A 23,858-nucleotide genomic window follows, 5' to 3' on the forward strand; every position below is an offset into this window, starting at 1 on the left:
CACGCCTCACGATCCCTCCCCTGTCGGGCAGGGAAAATCGTCCTTTATGGTCCGTTCCGGGCACGCACCGGAACGGCGGTCATTTCCCTCGGCGTTCGCTGCGGCGAACCCCGGAAACCGACCCGGGCGCCAAGGCGCCCGGGAACGGAGTATCACTCGGCGTCGGCCAGCGACAGCAGCGACGCGTTGCCGCCCACCGCGGTGGTGTTCACCGACGTGGTGCGCTCGCTGACGAAACGCAGCAGGTAGTTCGGCCCGCCGGCCTTGGGACCGGTGCCGGACAGGCCGTGGCCGCCGAACGGTTGCACGCCCACCACCGCGCCGATCTGGTTGCGGTTGATGTAGAGGTTGCCGACCCGCGCCAGCTCTTCGATGCGACGGGCGGTTTCCTCGTTGCGGCTATGGACCCCCATGGTCAGGCCGAAACCGGTGGCGTTGATCGCCTGCACGACCTTTTCCAGGTCCTGCGCGGCATAACGCACCACGTGCAGCACCGGGCCGAAGTTCTCTTTCTTCAGCTCGTCGATGCCGCTGATCTCGAACGCGACGGGAGCGACGAAGTGACCGTTCAGGTTGCCCGGCACCTTGGTCTCGGCGATCAGCTTGCCGGCGGCCTTCAGCGCGGCGATGTGCTGCTCCAGGCCGGCCTTGGCCTCGGCGTCGATCACCGGGCCGACGTCGCTGACGCGCACGTCGGTCGGGCCGACCTTCAGCTCGGCCATGGCGCCCTTGAGCAACTCGATCACCCGCTCGGCGATGTCCTGCTGCACGTACATCACGCGCAGCGCGGAGCAGCGCTGGCCGGCGCTGGTGAACGCGGATTGTACCGCATCCTTGATCACCTGTTCCGGCAAAGCGGTGGAATCGACGATCATCGCGTTCTGCCCGCCGGTCTCGGCGATCAGGGTGGCGATGGCGCCGGGCTTCTCGGCCAGTTGGCGGTTGATGATGCGGGCGGTGTCGGTGGAGCCGGTGAAGGCCACCCCGGCGACCCGCGCGTCACGGCAGAACACGCCGCCGAGGGTGGCGCCGTCGCCCGGCAGCAGGGCGATAACGTCCTTCGGCAGGCCTGCTTCGAACATCAGTTCGACGGTGCGCGCGGCGATCAGGCTGGTCTGCTCGGCCGGCTTGGCCAGCACAGTGTTGCCGGCCACCAGCGCGGCGCTGATCTGGCCGAGGAAGATCGCCAGCGGGAAGTTCCACGGGCTGACGCAGGCGAAGATGCCGCGGCCTTCGTAGAACAGCTCGTTGCGCTCGCCGGTCGGGCCGCGCAGTTCCTCGCGGACCAGGCGCTGGCGGGCCTGCTGGGCGTAGTAGCGGCAGAAGTCGACCGCCTCGCGGATCTCGTCGATACCGTCCTGCAACGACTTGCCGGCTTCCAGGGTGCACAGCGCCATCAGCTCGCCGCGCTGGGCTTCCAGCAGGTCGGCGAGACGCTCGAGGATGCCGGCACGCTCGTCCACCGGGGTGGCGCTCCAGCGCGGCCAGGCCGCCTGCAACACGTCGAGGGCCTTGCCGGCCTGCTCGGCGGACGCGTACTGGACGCTGCCGACCAGCCTCTCCAGGTCGTACGGGCAACGCACTTCGTGGGCCGGGCCGGAGAGCTTCTCGCCGTTGACGATCGGCGCGGCTTGCCACTGGCGGGTCAGGTGCGGCTTGTAGGCGAGCTCCAGCTCGTTCCACTGGTTCTGGATGTTCATGTTGATGCCCTGGGAGTTTTTCCGCCCGGCGCCGAAGATCGCCTGGGGCAGAGGGATACGGTCGTTGGCCAGCGTCTTGAACTGGCGCAGTTGGGTAACCGGGTGCTGGATCAGCGTCTCCACCGGCACGCGCGGGTCCACCAGCTTGTGCACGAAGGAAGAGTTGGCGCCGTTCTCCAGCAGGCGGCGGACCAGGTACGGCAGCAGGTCCTTGTGCGCGCCGACCGGGGCGTAGATGCGCACGTTGCGGCGGTACTTCTCGATCACCGTGTCGTACAGCGCGTCGCCCATGCCGTGCAGGCGCTGGAACTCGAAGTCGCGCTCCTCGCCGCCGGCGGCCCTGGCTTCGTCGGCCAGGGCGAGGATGGCGGTCACGGTGTGGGCGTTGTGGCTGGCGAACTGCGGGTAGATCACCCCGCGGGTGTGCTCGCTGAGCAGGTAGCGGGCGCAGGCCAGGTAGGAAGTGTCGGTGCCTTCCTTGCGGGTGTAGACGGGGTAGCCATCGGCGCCCTGCACCTGGCACTGCTTGATCTCGCTGTCCCAGTAGGCACCCTTCACCAGGCGCAGCGGGATGCGTGCGCCAAGCTCGCGGCCGAGCAGGGTCAGCCATACCAGCACCGGCAGGCAGCGCTTGGAGTAGGCCTGGATGACCAGGCCGAACTCGCCCCAGCCGGCGATGGCCGGGTCGCGCATCAGCTTCTCGTAGAGTTCGAGGGACAGCTCCAGGCGATCGGCTTCCTCGGCGTCGATGGTGATGCCGACGTTCAGCTTGCGCGCGCGCACCGCCAGTTCCAGGACATTGGCGAACAGCTCGCTGAGCACCCGCTCGCGTTGCGCCACTTCGTAGCGCGGATGCAGCGCCGAGAGCTTGATCGAGATCGACGGCCGCGGCCCCGGACCGACCTGCGGCTCGGCGCCGACGGTGTCGATGGCCTGGCGGTAGTCGGCCATGTATTTCTCGGCGTCGGCGGCGGTCAGCGCGGCCTCGCCGAGCATGTCGAAGGAATAGGTGTAGCCCTGCTCGCGGCATGGACGACCGTTCTTCAGCGCTTCGGAGATGGTCCGGCCAAGCACGAACTGCTTGCCCATCAGCTTCATCGCCTGGTTCATCGCGGCGCGGATCACCGGTTCGCCAGAGCGCTGCACCAGCCGGCTGATGACGCTCGGGGCGCGGCCGTCGGTGCGTTCGTCGATGTTCACCACCTTGCCGGTCATCACCAGGCCCCAGGCGGCGAAATTGACCAGAACGTTGTCGCTCTGGCCGAGATGGCGCTGCCAGTCGGCGGCGGACAGCTTGTCGCGGATCAGCGCGTCGGCGGTCGCCGCGTCAGGCACACGCAACAGCGCCTCGGCCAGACACATCAGCATCAGGCCTTCCTGGGTGTCCAGGCTGTATTGGCGCAGGAGTGCGTCGAGGGTATCGACGGCGTTGTCCCGGCTGCGCACGGTTTCGATCAGTGCGCGGGCGTTGCGGCGGATAGCCTCGATGCCGTCGGGACCGGGGTCGGCGAGCTGCAGCAGTTCGCCCAGGTAGGCTTCCTCGTCGACCGCGTAGTTGGCGCTGATGACAGGGAAGAATTCGGCTGCGGACCGGGTCTGGTCCTCGCCCTGCAAGACGTGACTGGCTTTGAACATCACGCCCTCCTCTTGTGGAGCCATTGTTATTGAAAGAAGTCCGGCCAGGCGTCCATTGCCCGGGGCACCGCCGCCGGCGGGTTGTGCCGGCGGCGCGGCACGTCCTGTGGCGCGGGAATACGGATCAGTATGGGTCAGGCCCATTCCGCCGGCGCGAGGCACCAGCGGATAGCGGAATGTAGTGGCTGCGAGAGGGGCGATTCTTGCGAAAGACTCTGGAGTTTTTGCGGAAAACTCCTGGCTGCGGAACTTTCCCGTTCCTCTTCGCCGGCAGGCATGCGGACATTGCCGCTGCACGTCGGCACGACGCCATGCAGAGTGGCTACGCGGGTCTACCGACACAAAAAGAAATAATATAACATCCCAATAAATACGCCGATCCGACCCCGTCGCCCTTCCTCCGGGAAGGGCCTGGGTTCGCTTTGGCCTGAAAAAAGTCCGACCCATGACCATGGAGCCCGCAATGTCCTCTTCCGGCCTTTTCCCTTCCCGTCCGCTCTGGCCTCTCACGCCACTGGCGCTGGCCTGCCTGATCGTTTCGGGGGAAACGCTCGGCGCCGACGGCCGCCCCAGCGAATTGCCCTCCCAGGTGATCACCGCCAACCCGCTGGGCAACGAATCTCCCGCCACGCCCAGCAGCGTGCTCGAAGGCGACGAGCTGACCCTGCGACAGAAAGGCAGCCTCGGCGAAACCCTCAACGGCCTGCCCGGGGTGTCCTCCACCTACTTCGGACCGGGCGCCAGCCGACCGGTGATCCGCGGCATGGACGGTGATCGCATCCGCCTGCTGCGCAACGGCATCGGTGCGCTCGACGCCTCGTCGCTGTCCTACGACCACGCGGTGCCGGAAGACCCCAACAGCGTCGAGCGCCTGGAAGTGGTACGCGGCCCGGCCGCCCTGCTCTACGGCGGCAATGCCATCGGCGGGGTGGTGAACAGCTTCGACAACCGCATCCCCAGCGAACCCGTCGACGGCATCCACGGCAGCGGCGAACTGCGCTACGGCGGCGCCGACACCACCCGTAGCCGCTCCGGCGCACTGGAGGCCGGCGACGGCAACTTCGCCCTGCACGTGGACGCCGCCAGCCGCGAGTTCAACGACGTCAGGATTCCCGGCTACGCCCATTCCAGCCGCCAGCGGCAGATCGACGGCGACACCGGCAAGCATCGGGTGCAGAACAGCGACGGCCGCCAGGACGGCGGCGCCGTCGGTGGCTCCTATCACTGGGAGCACGGTTACGCCGGCCTCTCCTACAGCGGCTACGACAGCAACTATGGCTCGCCGGCCGAGGACGACGTGCGCCTGAAGATGCAGCAGGACCGCTACGCCTTCGCCTCCGAGATCCGCGACCTCGAAGGCCCGTTCACCTCGCTGAAGCTGGACGCCGCCTATACCAAGTACGAGCACAAGGAAATCGAGGACGGCGAGACCGGCACCACCTTCAAGAACGAAGGCTACGAAGGCCGCATCGAGGCCCGCCACCGCCCGCTCGGCCCGCTGAACGGGGTGGTCGGCGCGCAGTTCGCCAACAGCCGCTTCTCCGCCCTCGGCGAGGAAGCCTTCGTGCCGCACACGGAAACCGACAGCGCCGCGCTGTTCGCCCTGGAGGAATGGAAGCTCAGCGACCGCCTCGACCTCAGCTTCGGCGCCCGCCTGGAGCACACCCGCGTGGACCCCGACGCCAAGGGCAACGAGCGCTTCGCCGAGAACGACGGTTCACAGAGCTTCACCACCGGCAGCCTGTCCACCGGCGCGGTGTACAAGCTGACGCCGACCTGGTCGCTGGCCGCCACCCTCAGCTACACCGAGCGCGCCCCGACCTTCTACGAGCTGTACGCCAACGGTCCGCACGCCGCCACCGGCACCTACGAGGTAGGCGATGCCGACGCGGACAAGGAAAAGGCGGTCTCCACCGACCTCGCCCTGCGCTTCGACAACGGCGTGCACAAGGGCAGCGTCGGGGTGTTCTACAGCCGCTTCTCCAACTACATCGGCCTGCTCGCCAGCGGTCGCCATCGCAACGAGGAAGGCGAAGTGGTCGCCGCCGGCGATGACGAGGCGCTGCCGGAATACCTCTACAGCGGCGTTCGCGCGGACTTCTACGGCGTCGAGGCGCAGGACCGCATCCACCTGCTGGAAAGCCCGTACGGCAACTTCGACCTGGAACTCTCCGGGGACTACACCCGCGCCAAGAACAAGGACACCGGCGAACCGCTGCCACGCATCGCCCCGCTGCGCCTGAACACCGCGCTGATCTGGGAGTTGCAGCAGTGGCAGGCGCGGGTCGACGTCGAACACGCCGCCTCGCAGCACCGCGTGCCGGAGGAAGAACTCTCCACCGACGGCTACACCACCCTCGGCGCCAGCCTCGGCTACAACTTCGACCTCGGCGAGAGCCGCTGGCTGGCCTTCGTCAAGGGCACCAACCTGACCAACCAGACCGTGCGCTACGCCAGTTCGATCCTGCGCGACCGGGTGCCGGCGGCGGGACGCGGCATCGAGGCGGGGGTGAAGGTGGCGTTCTGAGACAGGCCGTGCGGGACGAATTCGCTCGGCGGATGACGTCCGCGCCGTTATCCGTCCTACACCACTCCCGGTAGGGCGAATAACCGCCTGCGGTTATCCGCCGAAGGTGGCGGATGGCGCTCAGCCCTTGCGCAGCGACTTCGGCGTCAGCCCCAGGTAGCGGCGCATCGCCGTGGTCAGCGCGCTCTGGCTGGAGAAGCCGCATTCCTCGGCGATCCGCACCAGAGGCAGGCGGCTTTCCCGCAGCAACCGCGCGGCGCAGTCGAGGCGGACCTTGAGCAGGTACTGGTGCGGGGTCAGGCCGACGCTGTCCTTGAACTGCGCGTGGAAATGGCTCGGGCTGAGACAGGCGACCTGGGCCAGTTCGGCGACCGTGATGCGCCGCGCCAGGTTCCGCACGATATGCGCGTCCAGGCGCTCCAGGTCGAGCGGCCCGCTGGCCGCCAGGGGCTGCTGCTCGCCGAACAGGCGCAGGTGCAGGGCGCGGATCAGCACTCCGCCGAGGGCACGGGTCAGCAGCGGGTCGCTGCCGTAGCGGGCCAGTTCGGCGCCGGCGTAGCTGAGCAGGTTCTGGAAGTCGGCGTCCAGGGTCGGGTAGCGCGGCGCCTCGAACAGGCGCGCGAGCAGGTCGGGGTCTTCCGGGGTCGGGTTGTCCTCGCCCAGGTCGATGATCAGCATGCGGTTGTCGCCCACCCCGGCGAACACGTGGCCCGCCTCGCCCGGCACCAGGCAGGCGCGCATCCGGCAGACTTCCCCGCCACAGCCGTTGACCTCGAATTCGGCGCGCCCGGCCAGCGACATCACCAGTTGGTGATGCTCGTGGGCGTGGGTGTGCGACTGGTCGGGCAGACGGATGAGGCGGGTGTCGAACATGAACGGCAACTGCTCAATTTTTGCGCACTCTACTCGACTTGCCCGACGCTGCCCAGCACCTTGCCGCAAGTGGTACCCGCGTACCGCGTGCTGCGTGGAAACCTTCGGCAACATCCTTGAACGGACAGGGATTGAAACCCGCCCCCGGGGCCCCATCTAGACTCTCATGTTTCAGTCAGTCAGGTGCCTCATGAGCGACCAGGACGTTAATCCCGAACACATCAGCGACGCGCAGCCCGCCGGCACCGGCCTGGTGCTGCCCGGCCAGACCCTGCCGACCACCCTCTACGTGATCCCGATCCACAACCGCCCGTTCTTCCCGGCGCAGGTGCTGCCGGTGATCGTCAACGAAGAACCCTGGGCGGAAACCCTCGAACTGGTGGCCAAGACCGACCACCATTCGCTGGCCCTGTTCTTCATGGACAATCCTCCGGAAGACCCGCGCCACTTCGACGTCAACAGCCTGCCCGAGCACGGCACGCTGGTCCGGGTGCACCATGCCTCGCGCGAGGGCGGCAAGCTGCAGTTCGTCGCCCAGGGCCTGTCGCGGGTGCGTATCCGGGGCTGGATCAAGCGCCATCGTCCGCCGTTCATGGTGGAGGTGGACTATCCGAAGACCCCGATCGATCCCAGTGACGAAGTGAAGGCCTACGGCATGGCCCTGATCAACGCGATCAAGGAGCTGCTGCCGCTCAATCCGCTGTACAGCGAGGAACTGAAGAACTACCTGAACCGCTTCAGTCCCAACGACCCGTCGCCACTCACCGACTTCGCCGCGGCCCTGACCACCGCGCCCGGCGGCGAACTGCAGGAAGTGCTGGACACCGTGCCGATCCTCAAGCGGATGGAGAAGGTCTTGCCGCTGCTGCGCAAGGAAGTGGAAGTCGCGCGCCTGCAGAAGGAACTGTCCGCCGAGGTCAACCGCAAGATCGGCGAACACCAGCGCGAATTCTTCCTCAAGGAACAGTTGAAGATCATCCAGCAGGAGCTGGGCATCACCAAGGACGACAAGAGCGCCGACGCCGACGAATTCCGCGCCCGCCTGGAAGGCAAGGTGCTGCCCGAGCAGGCGCGCAAGCGTATCGACGAAGAGCTGAACAAGCTGTCGATCCTCGAGAGCGGCTCGCCCGAGTACGCCGTCACCCGCAACTACCTGGACTGGGCCACAGCCCTGCCCTGGGGCGTGTACGGCAAGGACAAGCTCGACCTCAAGCATGCGCGCAAGGTCCTCGACAAGCATCACGCGGGCCTCGACGACATCAAGGATCGCATCCTCGAGTTCCTCGCCGTGGGTAGTTTCAAGGGCGAGATCGCCGGCTCCATCGTGCTCCTGGTCGGCCCGCCGGGAGTGGGCAAGACCAGCATCGGCAAATCCATCGCCGAGAGCCTCGGCCGGCCGTTCTACCGTTTCAGCGTCGGCGGCATGCGCGACGAGGCGGAGATCAAGGGCCACCGCCGCACCTACATCGGCGCCCTGCCCGGCAAGCTGGTGCAGGCATTGAAGGAAGTCGAGGTGATGAACCCGGTGATCATGCTCGACGAGATCGACAAGCTCGGCGCCAGCTACCAGGGCGACCCGGCCTCGGCGCTGCTGGAAACCCTCGACCCGGAGCAGAACGTCGAATTCCTCGACCACTACCTGGACCTGCGCCTGGACCTGTCCAAGGTGCTGTTCGTCTGCACCGCCAACACCCTCGACTCGATCCCCGGACCGCTCCTCGACCGGATGGAAGTGATCCGCCTGTCCGGCTACATCTCCGAGGAAAAACTGGCCATCGCCAAGCGCCACCTGTGGCCCAAGCAGTTGGAAAAGGCCGGCGTACCCAAGGGCCGCCTGAGCATCAGCGATGCCGCGCTGCGCGCGGTGATCGAGGGCTATGCGCGGGAAGCCGGGGTGCGCCAGTTGGAGAAACAGCTCGGCAAGCTGGTGCGCAAGTCGGTGGTCAAACTGCTGGAGGATCCCGAGTCGAAGGTGAAGATCGGTCCCAGGGACCTCGAGGACTACCTCGGCATGCCGGTGTTCCGCAGCGAGCAGGTGCTTTCCGGGATCGGCGTGATCACCGGGCTGGCCTGGACCAGCATGGGCGGCGCCACCCTGCCGATCGAGGCGACCCGCATCCACACGCTGAACCGTGGCTTCAAGCTCACCGGCCAGCTCGGCGACGTGATGAAGGAATCCGCCGAGATCGCCTATAGCTACATCGGCTCGCACCTGAAGAAGTATGGCGGCGACCCGACCTTCTTCGACCAGGCGTTCGTCCACCTGCACGTGCCGGAAGGTGCCACGCCCAAGGACGGTCCCAGCGCCGGCGTCACCATGGCCAGCGCCCTGCTCTCCCTGGCGCGCAACCAGGTGCCGAAGAAAGGCGTGGCGATGACCGGCGAACTGACCCTGACCGGCCAGGTCCTGCCCATCGGCGGGGTCCGCGAGAAGGTGATCGCCGCGCGCCGGCAGAAGATCTTCGAGCTGATCCTGCCGGAAGCCAACCGCGGCCACTTCGAAGAGTTGCCCGACTATCTCAGGGAAGGGCTGACCGTGCATTTCGCCAAGCGCTACGGCGACGTGGCCAAGGTGCTGTTCCCGGCCTGAGCCGGCGGCGGATGGCCGACCGGTTCAGCCGTCCGCCGCGCCAACCTTGGCACTCGGGCGCCAGCAGGGTTTATGCTGGCGCCCTTTCCATTCGAGCCGAGGAGCGCTGCATGTCCTTTTCCCCCCCCCGTCTGCTGCTGCCATTGTCCATCGTGGTCCTGGCCGGCTGCGCCGGGCAACAGAAGCCGGTGGTCACCCTGGACGACGCCGACGACTGTTCGCCGCTGAAGCTGACGCAAGGCCAGGAACTGGTGCTGACCCTGCCGAGCAATCCCACCACCGGCTTCCGCTGGGAACTGCGCAACCCTGCTGCCAGCGTGCTCAAGCGCCTTGGCCCGGAGGTCTACAGCAATTCCGAAGAAGACAGTGGCCTGGTTGGCAGCGGCGGCGAATCGACCTGGCGCTTCCGCGTCGCCGCCAGCGGCGACGACCGCCTGGAACTGGTCTACCGGCGGCCCTGGGAAAAGGACGCGGAACCGGCGGAAAGCTTTTCCTGCGCGATCCAGGTGCGCTGAAACCGCTGCCCGCGGCGGACACATTCTGTACGAAGACCGACGTCCTGCGCCGTGGCGACCTGGCCTATCCTGACAGGCCCCGTCGCCCCGAGGACTCCATGCTCCGCGCCTCCTTCGTCCTGCTCGCCCTGTCCTGCGCCGCTCCTCTGCTCTCGCTGGCCGAACCGTTGCGCTTCGCAGGCGACGACGGCTGCCCCTACCTGTGCCCTGGCACGCCGCAGCGGCCCGGCTACCTGGTCGAGGCGCTCAGCCAGGTCCTTCGGGAGCCACCGCACTTCGACAGCCTGCCCTGGCCGCGCGCCGTGCAGATGGTCCGCGACGGCCATCGCGACGGCCTGGTCGGCGCCTATGGACTCGACGGCCTGCGGGTCGGCAGCGAGCCCATCGGCTGGGTCGGGCTGGCCTTCTACACCCGCCACGACAGCGACTGGCGCTACTCCGGCGATGCATCCCTGCTCGGCCAGCGCCTGGGCCTCGCCCAGGGCTACGTGAACAATCCGCGCTTCGAAGCCTGGCGCAGCCAGGCCGGCGACGACGACCTGCACCTGCAGGTCCTCGGCGGCGAGCGCGTGCTGCCGCGCAACCTGCAGAAACTGCTGCTCGGCCGCATCGACGTGCTATTGGAAGACCGCGACATCATCGAGCACTACCTGGAGCATCATCCGCAGCTCGCCGGACAGGTCCGCCGCGCTGGCGAACTGCCCGGGCGGCAGCCGCTGCACGTCGGCCTCAGTCCGCACCTGCCGGAGGTCGACGCGCGTCTCGCGGAACTCGACGAAGGGCTGCGCCAACTGCGTCGCGAAGGCACCCTGAAGGTCCTCGGCGAGCGCTATAGGCTTTCTTTCGAATGACTTTCCGGGCCGCCGGAAATCCGCCGCCAGACCAGCAACCACGCTGCTTTCAGCCGATTGAATAAATTCCGGCAGGCCTTTTTGGCGTCGTCTATTACTCAATCTACGACGGCACCGAAAGGAGGCGCGTCATGGGCACCGCTCTTCGTTACTCACTGCTCTGGGCATCCACTGTCTTCGTTTCCTCCTGCGGCAGCCTGCTGCCCAGCGAACGAGCGGAAGTCCAATCCCCCTTCGTCGACTACCTCGATGCCGAACTGCGCTATTCCCAGGCGCAACCCGGCAGCACGACCCGTTCGCAGCTGTTCGGGCTGGGTTTCGATCCATTGACCCAGGGCAACGGCCGCATGCTGTCGTTCATCGACGTGCGGCTCATGTTCATCCAGCCGAACATCCCCATCGATTACCTGCCGGGCGGCCTGGTGCAATGCCTGGAAGCGAAGGACCGTTGCATCGGCTACGCCTTCGATTTCAGCAAGACCGACACCCAGCGGGTCGGCAGCTTCTGGGCGGACGTGTTCAACTTCCGCAAGAAACGGGAGTTGCAGGGCTGGTCGTTCAAGGCGGTGTTCGTCTTCGTCAACGACGTGCTGGTGCACAAGGTCAGCAACGGCGAACCGAACATCCATCGCCTGGAAGACAAGAAGAACCCGCTGGGTCCGCTGCAGGGCGCGGGAGAGTACTTCTCCGACAAGCTCAGGTGATTCGCCTGCGCGCATGGGTGAATCGTCGCCGCGCAGTTGGGCGACGCTCATCCCTCGGCTACAATTCGGCCCCCTGAAAAGCCGTGATGCCCGAGGTCACCCGCGTGAGCGAGTCCGATCGCCTGTTCGCCCAACCCCAGCAACGTGTCGCCGACTTCGTGTTCAACGAAGACGTGGTGCGCGTGTTCCCCGACATGATCAAGCGCTCCGTGCCGGGCTACCCCACCATCGTCGAGAACATCGGCGTACTCGGCGCGCAGTTCGCCCAGCCGAACAGCGTGCTCTACGACCTAGGCTGCTCGCTCGGCGCGGTCACCCAGTCGTTGCGCCGCCACGTCCGCAACGACGGCTGCCGGGTGATCGGGGTGGACAACTCGCACGCGATGATCGAGCGCTGCAGTGAATACCTGCATGCCCAGGACGCCATGTACCAGGAGCTGCTGCCGGTCGAGCTGATCGAGGCCGACATTCTCGCCCTGGACCTGCAACCCACCTCGCTGGTGGCGATGAACTTCACCCTGCAGTTCGTCGCCCCCGACCAGCGCCTCGGCCTGCTGCGCAGGATCCGCCAGGCACTGCTGCCCGGCGGCGCGCTGATCCTCTCGGAGAAACTGCGCTTCGCCGATGCGCAGGAGCACGCGCTGCTCACCGACCTGCACATCGCCTTCAAGCGTGCCAACGGCTACAGCGAGCTGGAGATCGCGCAGAAGCGCAGCGCGCTGGAAAACGTCATGCTCCCCGACACCTTCGAGGAACACCGTGAACGGCTCCTGGCCGCCGGCTTCAGCCGGGTCAGCCAATGGTTCCAGTGTCTCAACTTCGCCTCGATGATCGCCCTGCCATGATCCAGCACCTCGCCCTCGACGCCCTCCAGCGACACCTCGCCGGCTCTCCGCTGTACGGCTGGGCGACCAGCCTGCCCGCGCAGATCGCCGCGCGCATCGAGGAAGGCCACGGCGACCTGGCCCGTTGGTGGAGCGCGGTCCAGCGCCTGCCCCAGGTGCCCGCGCCGAAGGTCGAACTGGCCCAGCGCTTCGCCCTGCACAGCGACCACGATGCGGCGCTACAAGCGCAGGTGAAGGAAGCGCTGCAAGGGCTGATTCCCTGGCGCAAGGGGCCGTTCGACTTCTTCGGCGTACAGGTCGATACCGAATGGCGTTCCGACTGGAAATGGGAGCGTGTCTCGCCACATGTCGAACTGCGTGGCAAACGCGTCCTCGACGTCGGCTGCGGCAACGGCTACTACCAGTGGCGCATGCTCGGCGCCGGCGCGGAAAGCGTGGTCGGGGTCGATCCGAACTGGCTGTTCCTCTGCCAGTTCCTCGCCGCCAAGCGCTACCTGCCGGAGCTGCCGGCCTGGCACCTGCCGCTGGCCCTGGAAGACCTGCCGGAGAAGCTCGAAGGCTTCGACACGGTATTCTCCATGGGCGTGCTCTATCACCGTCGCTCGCCCATCGACCACCTGCTGGCGCTCAAGGACTGCCTGAAGCGCGGCGGCGAACTGGTCCTGGAGACCCTGGTGGTGGAAGGCGACGCCAGCACCGTGCTGGTGCCCGAGGACCGCTACGCGCAGATGCGCAACGTCTGGTTCCTGCCCTCGGTGGCAGCCCTGGAGCTCTGGCTGCGCCGCGCCGGGTTCGCCGACGCGCGCTGCGTCGACGTCAGCCTGACCAGCGTCGAGGAACAACGCTCCACCGAATGGATGCGTTTCCAGTCGCTGCCGGAATTCCTCGATCCGCAGGACCGTTCGCGAACCGTCGAAGGCCTGCCGGCACCGATGCGCGCCACGCTGGTGGCGCGCAAGCCCTGACAGCGAATAGGGAAAAGCCCATCCTCGGATGGGCTTTTTTTCATGCTTTCATCCGCCCCGCAGGTCGACGGGAAGCGGGGCGCGATTGCCTCAGCGCTTGGTCGCCGCGGCCAGCATCAGCGCTTTCATCTCGGCCACCGCCTGCCTGAAGCCGACGAACAGGGCGTGGGCGACGATGGCGTGGCCGATGTTCAGCTCGTTGATGCCGTCGATGGCCGCGACCGGCTCGACATTGTGGTAGTGCAGGCCATGCCCGGCGTTGACGATCAGGCCGAGGGAACGCCCGAGGGCCACGCCCTCGCGTACCCGCTGCAGCTCGCGGGCCTGCTCCTCGGGGTCTTCGGCGTCGGCGTAGCGACCGGTATGCAGTTCGATAGCCGGCGCGCCGACCCGGGCGGAGGCCTCGATCTGCCGCGGATCGGGATCGATGAACAGCGACACTTCGCTGCCCACCGCAGCCAGGCGTCGCACCGCGTCGCGGATGCGCTGTTCCTGGCCGGCGACGTCGAGGCCGCCCTCGGTGGTCAGTTCCTCGCGGCGCTCGGGGACCAGGCAGCTATGCGCCGGCCGGATCTCCTCGGCGAAGGCGAGCATTTCCTCGGTGACCCCCATCTCGAAGTTCATCCGCGTCTGCAGCACTTCCTTGAGCACCCGCACGTCGCGTTCCTGGATATGCCGGCGGTCCTCGCGCAGGTGCACGGTGATACCGTCGGCGCCGGCTTCCTCGGCGTCCAGGGCGGCCTTCACCGGGTCCGGATAGCGGGTGCCCCGGGCCTGGCGCAGGGTGGCGACGTGATCGATGTTCACGCCGAGCAGAATTCGAGTGGCTTCAGTCACGGGGTGACTCCTTACGGTTCATGAACAGCTCGCGGCTGACCAGCGGCCGGCCGCCCAGATGGGGAGCGAGCGCCTGGCGCATCAGGCGCTTGGCCGCCGCCAGGGCGCCGGGGGCGCTCCAGTCGGCGTCGGCCATGGATAACAGTTCGGAGCCCTGGAACAGCCCGGGTTGCAGTTGCGCCACCGGCTCCAGGCCGGCCTCTGGCAAAAGCTGGTACAACGCCTGCGGCTCGATCGGGCGCCCATCGATGTCGACATCGAGAGCGAAACCATAGCCCAGTTGCTCCAGCAGGCGCCATTCGAACGCGCGCAGCAGCGGTTCGATGGGGCGCCCCGCCGCCAGCAGCGGCAGGGTCGCGGCGTAGTGGGCGAAGATTTCCGGCTGCGGGTCTTCCGCCGGCAACAGGCGGATCAACAGCTCGTTGAGGTAGAGACCGCTGAACAGCGCCTGGCCATTGAGCAGGTTGGGAACACCGGCGCTTTCCAGGCGGGCCACGGTCTTCAGTTCGCCGCGCCCGCGCCACTCCGCTTCCAGCGGCACGAATGGCCGCGCCAGGGCGCCAGCCTTGCCGCGGGCGCCGCGCAGGACCGCGCGCAGGCGACCCAGCGGGGTGAAGAAGTCCACCAGGGCGCTGGTTTCCTTGTACGGCCGGCTATGCAGCACGTAGGTGGCTTGGGCGGCGGCGAAGGACATGGCGGGTCGACCGGGCGCGAGAGGGATGGCGCCCGGCTGGCGCCGGGCTGCCGGGAACGGTCAGAGGTCGCCGTAGCCCAGCGAGCGCAGGGCGCGCTCGTCGTCGGACCAGCCGCCCTTGACCTTGACCCAGAGGTTGAGCATGACCTTGGAGTCGAACAGCACTTCCATGTCTTTGCGCGCGTTCTGGCCGATGCTTTTGATCCGCTCGCCCTTGTCGCCGATGATGATCTTCTTCTGCCCCTCGCGCTCCACCAGGATCAGCGCATGGATATGCAGGATGCGACCTTCCTGCTTGAACTCCTCGATCTCCACGGTGATCTGGTAGGGCAGCTCGGCGCCGAGCTGGCGCATGATCTTCTCGCGGACCAGCTCGGCGGCCAGGAAGCGGCTGCTGCGGTCGGTGATCTGGTCTTCGGGGAAGAAGTGCTCGCTTTCCGGCAGACGCTCGGCGACCAGCTTCTCCAGCACGTCCAGGTTGGTCCCGTGCTGCGCCGAGATCGGTACTACCTCGGCCTTCGGCAACTGCTGGGTGAGCCATTCGAGGTGCGGCAGCAGGTCGGCCTTTTCCTCGATGCGGTCGGTCTTGTTCACCGCGATCAGCACCGGGCAACTGACGTACTGCACGCGCTCCAGGACCATCTGGTCCTCTTCGGTCCAGCGGGTGCGGTCGACCACGAAGATCACCACGTCGACATCCTTCAATGCCGCGCTGGCGGTACGGTTCATGTAGCGGTTGAGGGCCTTCTCGCCGCTCTTGTGCAGGCCGGGCGTATCGACGTAGACGGCCTGCACCTCGCCCTCGGTCTTGATCCCGAGCATGTTGTGGCGGGTGGTCTGCGGCTTGCGCGAGGTGATCGCCAGCTTCTGCCCGAGGATGTGGTTGAGCAGGGTGGACTTGCCCACATTGGGGCGCCCCACGATCGCCACGTAGCCGCAACGGCTGCCGGCGGGGATGTCGTCGTGCATGTCAGTCATGGCCATTCTCCACGCCCAGGGCCACCAGCGCGGCGGCCGCGGCCACCTGCTCGGCGATGCGGCGGCTGCCGCCGTGCCCGTGGGTCTTGTCGCTCAGCAGGGCCACTTCGCAATCGACGAAGAAGGTCCGGCAATGGGGTTCGCCCTGGATATCCACCACCTCGTAGCGCGGCAGGTCGCAGCCACGCGACTGCAGGAACTCCTGCAGGCGGGTCTTGGGGTCCTTGTTGGTGTCCACCGGGGTCAGCTCGCGCAGTTGCGGTCCGAGCCAGGCGATGATCCGCTCGCGCGCGGAGTCCATGCCGGTATCCAGGTAGATGGCGCCGATCAGGGCTTCCATCGCATCGGCGAGGATCGACTCGCGGCGGAACCCGCCGCTCTTCAGCTCGCCCGAGCCCAGCCGCAGGTAGTCGCCCACCTCGAAGCCGCGCGCCAGCAGGGCCAGGGTCTCGCCCTTGACCAATCGCGCGCGCAGGCGCGAAAGCTGGCCTTCGCGAGCCTGCGGGAAGTGGTGGAACAGCGCCTCGCCGATGACGAAGTTGAGAATGGCGTCACCGAGGAACTCCAGGCGCTCGTTGTTGCGCCCGGCGTAGCTGCGATGGGTCAGGGCCAGGACCATCAGGTCCCGGTCTTTGAAGGTATAGCCGAGCTTGCGCTCGAGTCGGTCCAGCGAATTACTCACGGCATGCGTACACGGAATTCTTTGTCGAAGTGGACCACCAGGTCGATATTGCTGATCAGTGGCTCGCGTTTTTCATATTTCAGGTGCGCCCGGAATTGGTTGTCTTCCAGTTGCACCTCCAGGGCCTTCTCCAGGTCCAGGTTGCGGATGCCGTTGATCTGCATCCCCTTGCCGACGTAGCTGTAGAACTCCGGCACGGAACGCACCTCGGCCGCCTTGTCGGTCTCCACGGAAGTGATCACCTTCTCCAGCGAGTAGTAATCCAAGTAGTGCGGGATGATCTTGAACGCGGCGCTGGCGAAGAACGCCACCACGCCCAGCACCACCAGCCACCCCAGCAGGGACATCCCCTTCTGCGAACGCGCGAACCTCATGTCGGACCTCATGTCAGTGTAGTTATTCCGTCCAGCGAGCGGTAACGCCATCGGGCAGGGCCCTGCGGCGGCGTTCGCGGAAGTGAAAGCGGGGCTGCCCTCGGGAGCAGCCCCGCTTCGCGATTATTCAGCAGGAGCGCCCTTCCGCGTGGCGAACCTGCGCACAGGTCAGTGAATCACGCCGACCCGGGAGAAGTTCGGCAGGTTGCTCATCTTCGGATCGGGCCAGCTCATCCATACAGCGAAGGCCTTGCCGACGATATTGCGGTCCGGAACCATGCCCAGCAGATCCTTGGGGATCTTCGGATCGTTCCAGTAGCGGCTGTCGTTGGAGTTGTCGCGGTTGTCGCCCATCATGAAGTAGTGGCCGGCGGGAATGGTCCACTGGCGGTCGGGCTCGATGCGATAGCGGCTCATTTCCTTGCGGATCAGGTGCTCGGCCTGGCCCAGCTTCTCCTGGTACAGGGTCACGCTGCCCAGGGTGCCCGGTTCCTCGCCGACCAGTTTCTCCGCCACCAGCTCGCCGTTGACGTACAGGCGCTTTTCCTTGGTGTAGCGCACGGTGTCGCCGGGCAGGCCGACCACGCGCTTGATGTAGTTGATGTTCGGTTCGCTGGGATAGCGGAACACCATGACATCGCCGCGCTGCGGATCACCGATCGGGATCACCTTGGTGTCCAGCACCGGCAGGCGGATACCGTAGGCGAACTTGTTGACCAGGATGAAATCGCCGACCTCGAGGGTAGGTTTCATCGACCCCGAGGGAATCTGGAACGGCTCGACCAGGAAGGAACGCAGCACCAGCACGATGAACAGCACCGGGAAGAACGACTTGCCGTACTCCACCAGCAGCGGTTCCTTGTTGAGCTTCTCCAGCACTGCCGGATCGGGCTCGTTCACCTGCCCTTCGTAGGAAGAGATCGCGGCCCGCCGACGCGGCGCGAACAGCACCAGGTCGACCAGGGCCAGGGCGCCGCATACAGCCACGGCGATGACCAGCAACAACGGGAAATTGAGTGTCATGGGTTCTAGCTATCCACTTTGAGCACGGCGAGGAAGGCTTCCTGGGGAATTTCCACGCTACCGACCTGCTTCATCCTTTTCTTACCAGCCTTCTGCTTCTCCAGCAGCTTGCGTTTACGGCTCACGTCGCCACCGTAACACTTGGCCAGCACGTTCTTCCTGAGCGCCTTGACCGTCGAGCGGGCGATGATCTGCCCACCGATGGCTGCCTGGATCGCCACGTCGAACATCTGCCGCGGGATCAGTTCCTTCATTTTCTCCACCAGCTGGCGGCCCTTGTAGGGGGCGTTGTCGCGGTGGACGATCAGGGCGAGGGCGTCGACCTTCTCGCCATTGATCAGCACGTCGAGACGAACCAGGTTGGACGGCTCGAAACGATCGAAGCTGTAGTCCAGGGAAGCATAGCCGCGGCTGGTGGACTTGAGGCGATCGAAGAAGTCGAGCACCACCTCGTTCATCGGCAGGTCGTAGACCACCTGCACCTGGCCGCTGAGGAAGTGCATGTCGCGCTGCACGCCGCGCTTCTCGATGCACAGGGTGATCACGTTGCCCAGGTGGTCCTTGGGCACCAGGATGGTGGCGCGGCAGATCGGTTCGCGCATTTCCTGGATCGACGCCAGGTCCGGGAGCTTGGACGGGTTGTCGACGTAGATGATCTCGCCATTCTTCTGCACGATCTCGAAGACCACCGTGGGCGCGGTGGTGATCAGGTCCAGGTCGTATTCGCGCTCCAGGCGCTCCTGGATGATCTCCATGTGCAGCATGCCGAGGAAGCCGCAACGGAAGCCGAAGCCCAGGGCTTCGGAGCTTTCCGGCTCGTATTGCAGCGACGAGTCGTTGAGGGTCAGTTTCTGCAGGGCGTCGCGGAAGTCCTCGAAATCGTCCGAGCTGACCGGGAACAGGCCCGCGTAGACCTGCGGCTTGACCCGCTTGAAGCCCGGCAGGACCTCGACGTCCGGCGTGTTGTTCAGGGTCAGCGTATCGCCCACCGGCGCGCCGTGGATATCCTTGATACCGGCGATGATGAAGCCCACCTCGCCCGCCTTCAGGTCGACGGTCTCGGTGTGCTTCGGAGTGAATACCCCGACGCTGTCCACCTGGTGGACCTTGCCGGTGGACTTCACCAGGATCTTGTCGCCCTTCTTCACCCGGCCGTTCTTCACCCGTACCAGCGAGACCACGCCGAGGTAGTTGTCGAACCAGGAGTCGATGATCAGCGCCTGCAGCGGCGCCTCGATCTCGCCTTCCGGGGCGGGGATGGCGGTCACCAGGCGCTCCAGCACCTCCAGCACGCCCATCCCGCTCTTGGCGCTGCAGGCCACGGCGTCGGTGGCGTCGATGCCGATGATGCTCTCGATTTCCTCTTTCACCCGCTCCGGCTCGGCCTGGGGCAGGTCCATCTTGTTCAGCACGGGCATCACTTCCAGCCCCTGCTCGATGGCGGTGTAGCAGTTGGCGACGGACTGCGCCTCGACGCCCTGGCCGGCGTCCACTACCAGCAGCGCGCCCTCGCAGGCGGCCAGCGAGCGGCTGACTTCGTAGGTGAAGTCGACGTGGCCGGGGGTATCGATGAAGTTGAGCTGGTAGGTCTTACCGTCCTGCGCCTTGTAGTGCAGGGTCACGCTGTGGGCCTTGATGGTGATCCCGCGCTCGCGCTCCAGGTCCATGGAGTCCAGGACCTGGGCCTCCATTTCGCGATCGGAGAGGCCGCCGCACATCTGGATGAAGCGATCGGCCAGCGTCGACTTGCCATGGTCGATATGGGCAATGATGGAGAAATTGCGGATATGGCTCAGGTCGCTCACGGCTCAACACACTCGAAAAGGGCAAGGGCGGCAATCCGCCGAAAAATAGCCGGGGAGTTTACCTGATGCTCGGGCAAGGCGTCACGCAGGTAACGGATTGACGGGCATGAAAAAGGGCGGTGGAAACCGCCCTTTTTTCGCCAGCCGGCTTATTCGGCCAGCTTGAAGGTAATGAAGCTGGCGCGTCCCTGGCGCAGCACCCGCATCGAAACCGAACGGTTCTTCGGCAGGGCCTTGGCCACGTCGGCGAAGACCTTGGTCGAGGTCACCGCCTTGTTGTCCAGGTGGGTGATGACATCGCCCGGACGCAGGCCGATGACCGCGGCCGGACCGTCCTGGACTTCCTTGATCACCACGCCGCCCTGGATATCCAGGCTCTTGCGCTGCTCGGCGGTCAGGTCGGCGACGGTCACGCCCAGGCGGTTGCTGCTGCGCTCGGCGCCCGGAGCGCCCATCGAGGCGATTTCCTCGTCGTCGTCCGGAAGGCTGCCTACCGCCATGCTCAGGGACTTGCGCTGGCCGTTGCGAATCACGTCCAGGTTGATCTTGTCGCCCGGCTTCATGTTGCCCACCAGGTGCGGCAGGTCGGCGGACTCGTTGATCGACTGGCCGTTCAGGCTGAGGATCACATCGCCCACCTGCAGGCCACCCTTGGCCGCCGGGCCGTCTTCCACCAGTTGCGCCACCAGCGCGCCGGACGGCTTGTCGAGGCCGAAGGACTCGGCGAGATCCTTGTTCACTTCCTGGATCACCACGCCCAGCCAGCCGCGACTGACCTTGCCGGCTTTCTTCAACTGGTCGGCGACGTTCAGCGCGACATCGATCGGAATGGCGAAGGACAGGCCCATGAAGCCGCCGGAACGGGTGAAGATCTGCGAGTTGATGCCGACCACTTCGCCCTGCAGGTTCAGCAGCGGACCGCCGGAGTTACCCGGGTTGATCGCCACGTCGGTCTGGATGAAGGGTACGTAGCTCTCGTTCGGCAGGCTACGACCCTTGGCACTGACGATACCGGCGGTGACCGAGTGATCGAAGCCGAACGGCGAACCGATGGCCAGGACCCATTCGCCCACTTTCAGCTTGTTCGAATCGCCCAGTTTCAGGGTCGGCAGGTTCTTCGCCTCGATCTTCAGCACCGCCACGTCGCTGCGCGGGTCCGCGCCGACCAGCTTGGCCTTGTGCTCGCTACGGTCGGACAGGCGCACCAGGATCTCGTCGGCATCGGCCACGACGTGATTGTTGGTGAGGATGTAGCCGTCGTTGGAGATGATGAAGCCGGAACCCAGCGATTGCGCCTCGCGCTGCTGGCCGCGCGGATTGCGCGGAACCTGCGGGATGCTGCGTTCGAGGAAGTCGCGGAACATCGGCGGCAGCCCTTCGAGGTCGGGGATCGACAGCTGCCCGCGCGCCATGGCGCGATCCGGCAGCTTCTGCCGCGTACTGATATTCACCACCGCCGGCGACGCCTGTTCGACCAAAGGCGTGAAGTCCGGCAGTTCTGCCCGGGCCGTCATCGCCAGGCTCAAGGCCAGCAAGGCCACCATCGCAGCCATACAGCGTTTTAGGGTATGCATCGACTACAGCTCCCGTGATGTTCGAGGGAAGAGAAAGACTCAGGCCGAATCGGACGGCCCGGAAATCAGCGCTCGCAGAACCACCGGCTGCGAGGCTGGATCATCGGCATGACGACGAGCATGCCGACGCACCAATAGCCAGGCCGCCAGCAAACCCGCCAGCCCGGACACGATGATCAGAGGTTCGACAAGGCCCGCCCGGGTCGCCAGCAATGCTGCCACGAAAAACCCGAGCAGAGGGAAAAGATAGAAGAGGACGGAGGCGCGCAACAACAGGTCTTCATGAATTCCTAGGACGACCGCATCGCCGACCCGCAGGCTCAGGTCGCTCAACGCGCGCACCCGGGCACGCCCCGCGCCGACGCCCAGGCGCTGCATCAGCCCCTGGCCGCAACCGGCATTGGCCGAGCAGGACGAGCAGGTACTGCGGCGCACGGTCTCGACCCATACCGCTCCCGGCTCGGTCGCCACCACTCGCCCCTGCTCCTCGATCATTTCTGGGCGGCGGCCTCGGGCCGGATGGACAGCGCCACCCGCTCGGCGGTGCCCAGCGGCACTTCGCCGACGACGGTCACCATCTGGCCGCCGTCATCGGTCTGCAGGCGCTTGGAAACCACCACGGTCGGGCCGAGCTGGCTGCGCGCGTCGCCAACCATGGCACCGTGCAGCGGCTCGATGAACACCGAGAATCGTGCCAGGCCATCGCCATAGGTCAGGCAGGCGACCGGATCGGGGGTGACCGGACTGCGACGCATGAAACTGCGGGTCAGGGTGAAACCTGGCGGCAGCCATTCCGAGCGCCAGGCCACGGTCTTCTCGCCGTCGGCCTTGGCCGGGCCGACGACCTGGCATTCGGCGCCCGCCTGCAACTGGTCTTCGGCAGGTGCCGCGCCGGTATTCAACTGGGTGAACTGGAAGCGCTCGAGCAACTGCCCCTTCTCGTTCAGCAGCAGCGACTTCAACGGCAGGCCGGTGTCGCGGTCCAGGTGCAGCTCGAAGCCGTAGCGATGCTGGTCGCGCGGAGTCACCGCAAGGACCACTGCCGGGCGGCCGGCGACACGGGATTCGCCGACCAGGCGCAGGTCGTACCAGGAAGCCAGCTGGGAGGGATCGAACTTGCGCACCGGCCACAGCTGGGCATCGGCCAGTTGGTCGGCAAGGCCGCCGCTGATGCACTGGGTGCGCCCGTCGACCCGGACCACTTCCTGGCGCGCGCCGTCGAGCTGGAGCAGGCGCTCGCGAACCGCACCATCGCTCTCCACGCGATGCCAGATCTCATGGGTGGAGAAGCTGCCATTGCGCTCGTAGACGAAGGTGCCTTGGAAACTGTTCTGGCGATCGGCCTCGGCGAGACGATTCAGCCAGTCGGAAGCGTCGGCAGCCTGAGTGGCGGGAACCGCCATCAGGCTGCCAAGCAAAAGCAACAGGGAGGTGGTGCGCATGTCTCTCCTCAGCGGTTTTCCAGGCTGGCTGCCCGAGCGTAGGGCAGCGCGCTCTCTGTACCACTGACGGCGGATTGTTGCACGTGCTGACGCAGGTAGATCGGCAGACGCTGCTCATGCCAGCGGGTATCGCTGGACGAGGAGTTGGTGATCACCTGCGGCGCCCCCTGCTCTTCGCTGTAGCCGGCCAGCACGGCCGGGCCTTTCACCTGAGGCAGGGCGATCTGCGGGGTGGTCCCCTGTTGCGCCATCTGCGGCAGGGCGTCGTTCTGGTTGTACAGACGCACGCCGGCCAGCACCGCCAGGGTCACCGAGGCAGCGACCGCCAGGCGACCGACCATCCGCCACGGTCCCTTCTCCGCTTTCGGCGGAGCGGCCTCGTCGGCCAGGGCAGCAGAGACCGCCGCAGCGATATCCAGCTTCGGCAGGGTAGGCTCGCGGTGCATGACGGACCGCGCCAACTGGTAACGCGACCAGGTGGAACGCAGCTCGGCATCCTCGCCGCAAGCTGCGAGCACCCGCCGCAACTCGAGTTCATCCGCTTCGTTATCCATCACAGCGGACAGAGTTTCCTGCAGGGCTTCACGACTCATAGCGATACCTCTCTTGGCATTTGCCGCTGTGTCAGGCTTCTCGCAACAAAGGCTGCAGAGCTTTGTCGATTGCTTCACGAGCGCGGAAGATCCGCGACCGTACCGTCCCCACCGGACACTGCATCACGGTGGCGATATCTTCGTAACTCAAACCTTCGAACTCGCGCAGGGTCAGGGCCGTGCGCAAATCCTCGGGCAACTGCTGGATGGTCTGGTGCACGGTGGCCTCGATCTCATCCCGCAACATCGCCCGTTCCGGCGACTCGATGTCCTTCAGGGCGTGGTCGCCCTCGAAGAACTCCGCATCCTCTGCGGTCACATCGCTGTCCGGTGGCCGACGCCCGCGAGCGACCAGGTGGTTCTTCGCGGTGTTGATGGCGATCCGATACAGCCAGGTATAAAAAGCACTATCGCCGCGGAAATTGCCGAGCGCACGGTATGCCTTGATGAAGGCTTCCTGCGCTACGTCCTGGGCTTCCTGAGCGTCGTGCACGAACCGCACGATCAATCCCAGTATCTTGTGCTGGTATTTCAGTACCAGCAGATCGAAAGCCCGCTTGTCTCCGCGCTGTACCCGTTCAACCAGTTGCTGATCCTGTTCCTGGGTTAGCATGAAAGCTCCTCTTCGAACCTGGAGGAGCTTCGAGCGTC

The 23,858-nt window shown here is 66.0% G+C and carries 21 protein-coding genes; 7 read left to right on the plus strand and 14 right to left on the minus strand.

Going from position 1 to position 23,858, the window contains the following annotated elements:
- Positions 1–152: 152 nt before the first annotated feature.
- Positions 153–3,335 carry a bifunctional proline dehydrogenase/L-glutamate gamma-semialdehyde dehydrogenase PutA gene (gene putA, locus ACI766_RS22330; RefSeq protein ID WP_003085590.1) on the minus strand — a complete coding sequence of 1,061 codons (3,183 nt, stop codon included), beginning with the start codon at positions 3,333–3,335 and terminating at the stop codon, positions 153–155.
- Between the two features lie 463 nt (positions 3,336–3,798).
- On the opposite strand from putA, the gene ACI766_RS22335 reads away from it, so the two are divergent.
- A complete protein-coding gene (locus tag ACI766_RS22335; protein ID WP_023084573.1) occupies positions 3,799–5,862 on the plus strand; it encodes a TonB-dependent receptor in 2,064 nt (687 codons plus the stop codon).
- A 120-nt stretch (positions 5,863–5,982) separates the two neighbouring features.
- Here ACI766_RS22335 and ACI766_RS22340 read toward each other — a convergent pair whose 3' ends face one another.
- Positions 5,983–6,735: an AraC family transcriptional regulator gene (locus tag ACI766_RS22340; protein ID WP_003085585.1), complete on the minus strand. Its 753-nt coding sequence runs from the start codon at positions 6,733–6,735 to the stop codon at positions 5,983–5,985.
- A gap of 190 nt (positions 6,736–6,925) precedes the next feature.
- Here ACI766_RS22340 and lon point away from each other — a divergent pair, with 190 nt between their 5' ends.
- From lon to cmoB, 6 genes are all read left to right on the plus strand, one after another.
- Positions 6,926–9,325, plus strand: a complete 2,400-nt coding sequence (gene lon / locus ACI766_RS22345; RefSeq protein WP_003101982.1) for an endopeptidase La — start codon at positions 6,926–6,928, stop codon at positions 9,323–9,325.
- 110 nt (positions 9,326–9,435) lie between these two features.
- On the plus strand, positions 9,436–9,840 hold the full coding sequence (locus ACI766_RS22350) for a protease inhibitor I42 family protein (protein ID WP_412828468.1): 405 nt from the start codon (positions 9,436–9,438) through the stop codon (positions 9,838–9,840).
- Between the two features lie 98 nt (positions 9,841–9,938).
- Positions 9,939–10,691, plus strand: coding sequence for a substrate-binding periplasmic protein (locus tag ACI766_RS22355; RefSeq protein WP_023086588.1), 753 nt, complete (start codon positions 9,939–9,941; stop codon positions 10,689–10,691).
- Between the two features lie 131 nt (positions 10,692–10,822).
- Positions 10,823–11,395 carry a hypothetical protein gene (locus tag ACI766_RS22360; protein WP_003085577.1) on the plus strand — a complete coding sequence of 191 codons (573 nt, stop codon included), beginning with the start codon at positions 10,823–10,825 and terminating at the stop codon, positions 11,393–11,395.
- 104 nt (positions 11,396–11,499) lie between these two features.
- Positions 11,500–12,240, plus strand: coding sequence for a carboxy-S-adenosyl-L-methionine synthase CmoA (cmoA, locus tag ACI766_RS22365; protein WP_003123029.1), 741 nt, complete (start codon positions 11,500–11,502; stop codon positions 12,238–12,240).
- Positions 12,237–13,205 carry a tRNA 5-methoxyuridine(34)/uridine 5-oxyacetic acid(34) synthase CmoB gene (gene cmoB / locus ACI766_RS22370; RefSeq protein ID WP_003085573.1) on the plus strand — a complete coding sequence of 323 codons (969 nt, stop codon included), beginning with the start codon at positions 12,237–12,239 and terminating at the stop codon, positions 13,203–13,205. The genes cmoA and cmoB overlap by 4 nt, the downstream gene beginning before the upstream one ends.
- Positions 13,206–13,295: 90 nt before the next feature.
- On the opposite strand, the gene pdxJ is transcribed toward cmoB, so the two are convergent.
- The 12 genes from pdxJ to rpoE all read right to left on the minus strand — a co-directional run bounded on the left by pdxJ (position 13,296) and on the right by rpoE (position 23,820).
- On the minus strand, positions 13,296–14,042 hold the full coding sequence (pdxJ, locus tag ACI766_RS22375) for a pyridoxine 5'-phosphate synthase (protein ID WP_003101974.1): 747 nt from the start codon (positions 14,040–14,042) through the stop codon (positions 13,296–13,298).
- Positions 14,035–14,736, minus strand: a complete 702-nt coding sequence (recO, locus tag ACI766_RS22380; RefSeq protein WP_003101972.1) for a DNA repair protein RecO — start codon at positions 14,734–14,736, stop codon at positions 14,035–14,037. The genes pdxJ and recO overlap by 8 nt, the downstream gene beginning before the upstream one ends.
- Before the next feature lie 60 nt (positions 14,737–14,796).
- Positions 14,797–15,714, minus strand: a complete 918-nt coding sequence (gene era, locus ACI766_RS22385) for a GTPase Era (protein WP_003085566.1) — start codon at positions 15,712–15,714, stop codon at positions 14,797–14,799.
- Entirely contained in the window at positions 15,707–16,396 is a 690-nt protein-coding gene (rnc, locus tag ACI766_RS22390; protein ID WP_003085565.1) for a ribonuclease III, read from the minus strand. Before rnc ends, era begins: the two co-directional genes overlap by 8 nt.
- Positions 16,393–16,770 (minus strand): DUF4845 domain-containing protein, encoded by a 378-nt coding sequence (locus ACI766_RS22395; protein ID WP_023086589.1) that lies wholly within the window; start codon positions 16,768–16,770, stop codon positions 16,393–16,395. The genes rnc and ACI766_RS22395 overlap by 4 nt, the downstream gene beginning before the upstream one ends.
- Positions 16,771–16,938: 168 nt before the next feature.
- On the minus strand, positions 16,939–17,793 hold the full coding sequence (gene lepB, locus ACI766_RS22400; protein ID WP_003101969.1) for a signal peptidase I: 855 nt from the start codon (positions 17,791–17,793) through the stop codon (positions 16,939–16,941).
- 5 nt (positions 17,794–17,798) lie between these two features.
- Entirely contained in the window at positions 17,799–19,598 is a 1,800-nt protein-coding gene (gene lepA, locus ACI766_RS22405) for a translation elongation factor 4 (RefSeq protein WP_003085555.1), read from the minus strand.
- 149 nt (positions 19,599–19,747) lie between these two features.
- Positions 19,748–21,172: a serine protease MucD gene (gene mucD, locus ACI766_RS22410; protein ID WP_003101964.1), complete on the minus strand. Its 1,425-nt coding sequence runs from the start codon at positions 21,170–21,172 to the stop codon at positions 19,748–19,750.
- A gap of 39 nt (positions 21,173–21,211) precedes the next feature.
- On the minus strand, positions 21,212–21,667 hold the full coding sequence (gene mucC, locus ACI766_RS22415; RefSeq protein ID WP_003110245.1) for an alginate biosynthesis regulator MucC: 456 nt from the start codon (positions 21,665–21,667) through the stop codon (positions 21,212–21,214).
- Positions 21,664–22,614, minus strand: a complete 951-nt coding sequence (mucB, locus tag ACI766_RS22420) for a sigma factor AlgU regulator MucB (protein WP_003101960.1) — start codon at positions 22,612–22,614, stop codon at positions 21,664–21,666. Before mucB ends, mucC begins: the two co-directional genes overlap by 4 nt.
- A gap of 8 nt (positions 22,615–22,622) precedes the next feature.
- Complete coding sequence (gene mucA, locus ACI766_RS22425; protein ID WP_003101958.1) at positions 22,623–23,207, minus strand: anti-sigma factor MucA; 585 nt, start codon at positions 23,205–23,207, stop codon at positions 22,623–22,625.
- Between the two features lie 31 nt (positions 23,208–23,238).
- The gene (rpoE, locus tag ACI766_RS22430; RefSeq protein ID WP_003085543.1) at positions 23,239–23,820 is read right to left on the minus strand and encodes an RNA polymerase sigma factor RpoE; all 582 of its coding nucleotides are present in this window, start codon (positions 23,818–23,820) and stop codon (positions 23,239–23,241) included.
- Positions 23,821–23,858 lie beyond the last annotated feature (38 nt).

This window comes from Pseudomonas sp. DL (assembly GCF_047199225.1).
Classification (GTDB): domain Bacteria; phylum Pseudomonadota; class Gammaproteobacteria; order Pseudomonadales; family Pseudomonadaceae; genus Pseudomonas; species Pseudomonas aeruginosa.

What these genes read in the sequence shown, in the direction of transcription:
- ACI766_RS22335 (WP_023084573.1), top strand. Translation starts at nt 3,799, where the DNA reads ATGTCCTCTTCCGGCCTTTTCCCTTCCCGTCCGCTCTGGCCTCTCACG.
- ACI766_RS22350 (WP_412828468.1), top strand. Translation starts at nt 9,436, where the DNA reads ATGTCCTTTTCCCCCCCCCGTCTGCTGCTGCCATTGTCCATCGTGGTC.
- ACI766_RS22355 (WP_023086588.1), top strand. Translation starts at nt 9,939, where the DNA reads ATGCTCCGCGCCTCCTTCGTCCTGCTCGCCCTGTCCTGCGCCGCTCCT.
- recO (WP_003101972.1), bottom strand. Translation starts at nt 14,736, where the DNA reads ATGTCCTTCGCCGCCGCCCAAGCCACCTACGTGCTGCATAGCCGGCCG.
- era (WP_003085566.1), bottom strand. Translation starts at nt 15,714, where the DNA reads ATGACTGACATGCACGACGACATCCCCGCCGGCAGCCGTTGCGGCTAC.
- lepB (WP_003101969.1), bottom strand. Translation starts at nt 17,793, where the DNA reads ATGACACTCAATTTCCCGTTGTTGCTGGTCATCGCCGTGGCTGTATGC.
- rpoE (WP_003085543.1), bottom strand. Translation starts at nt 23,820, where the DNA reads ATGCTAACCCAGGAACAGGATCAGCAACTGGTTGAACGGGTACAGCGC.
- lon (WP_003101982.1), top strand. Translation starts at nt 6,926, where the DNA reads ATGAGCGACCAGGACGTTAATCCCGAACACATCAGCGACGCGCAGCCC.
- ACI766_RS22360 (WP_003085577.1), top strand. Translation starts at nt 10,823, where the DNA reads ATGGGCACCGCTCTTCGTTACTCACTGCTCTGGGCATCCACTGTCTTC.
- ACI766_RS22340 (WP_003085585.1), bottom strand. Translation starts at nt 6,735, where the DNA reads ATGTTCGACACCCGCCTCATCCGTCTGCCCGACCAGTCGCACACCCAC.
- ACI766_RS22395 (WP_023086589.1), bottom strand. Translation starts at nt 16,770, where the DNA reads ATGAGGTTCGCGCGTTCGCAGAAGGGGATGTCCCTGCTGGGGTGGCTG.
- mucA (WP_003101958.1), bottom strand. Translation starts at nt 23,207, where the DNA reads ATGAGTCGTGAAGCCCTGCAGGAAACTCTGTCCGCTGTGATGGATAAC.
- mucC (WP_003110245.1), bottom strand. Translation starts at nt 21,667, where the DNA reads ATGATCGAGGAGCAGGGGCGAGTGGTGGCGACCGAGCCGGGAGCGGTA.
- cmoB (WP_003085573.1), top strand. Translation starts at nt 12,237, where the DNA reads ATGATCCAGCACCTCGCCCTCGACGCCCTCCAGCGACACCTCGCCGGC.
- mucD (WP_003101964.1), bottom strand. Translation starts at nt 21,172, where the DNA reads ATGCATACCCTAAAACGCTGTATGGCTGCGATGGTGGCCTTGCTGGCC.
- putA (WP_003085590.1), bottom strand. Translation starts at nt 3,335, where the DNA reads ATGTTCAAAGCCAGTCACGTCTTGCAGGGCGAGGACCAGACCCGGTCC.
- mucB (WP_003101960.1), bottom strand. Translation starts at nt 22,614, where the DNA reads ATGCGCACCACCTCCCTGTTGCTTTTGCTTGGCAGCCTGATGGCGGTT.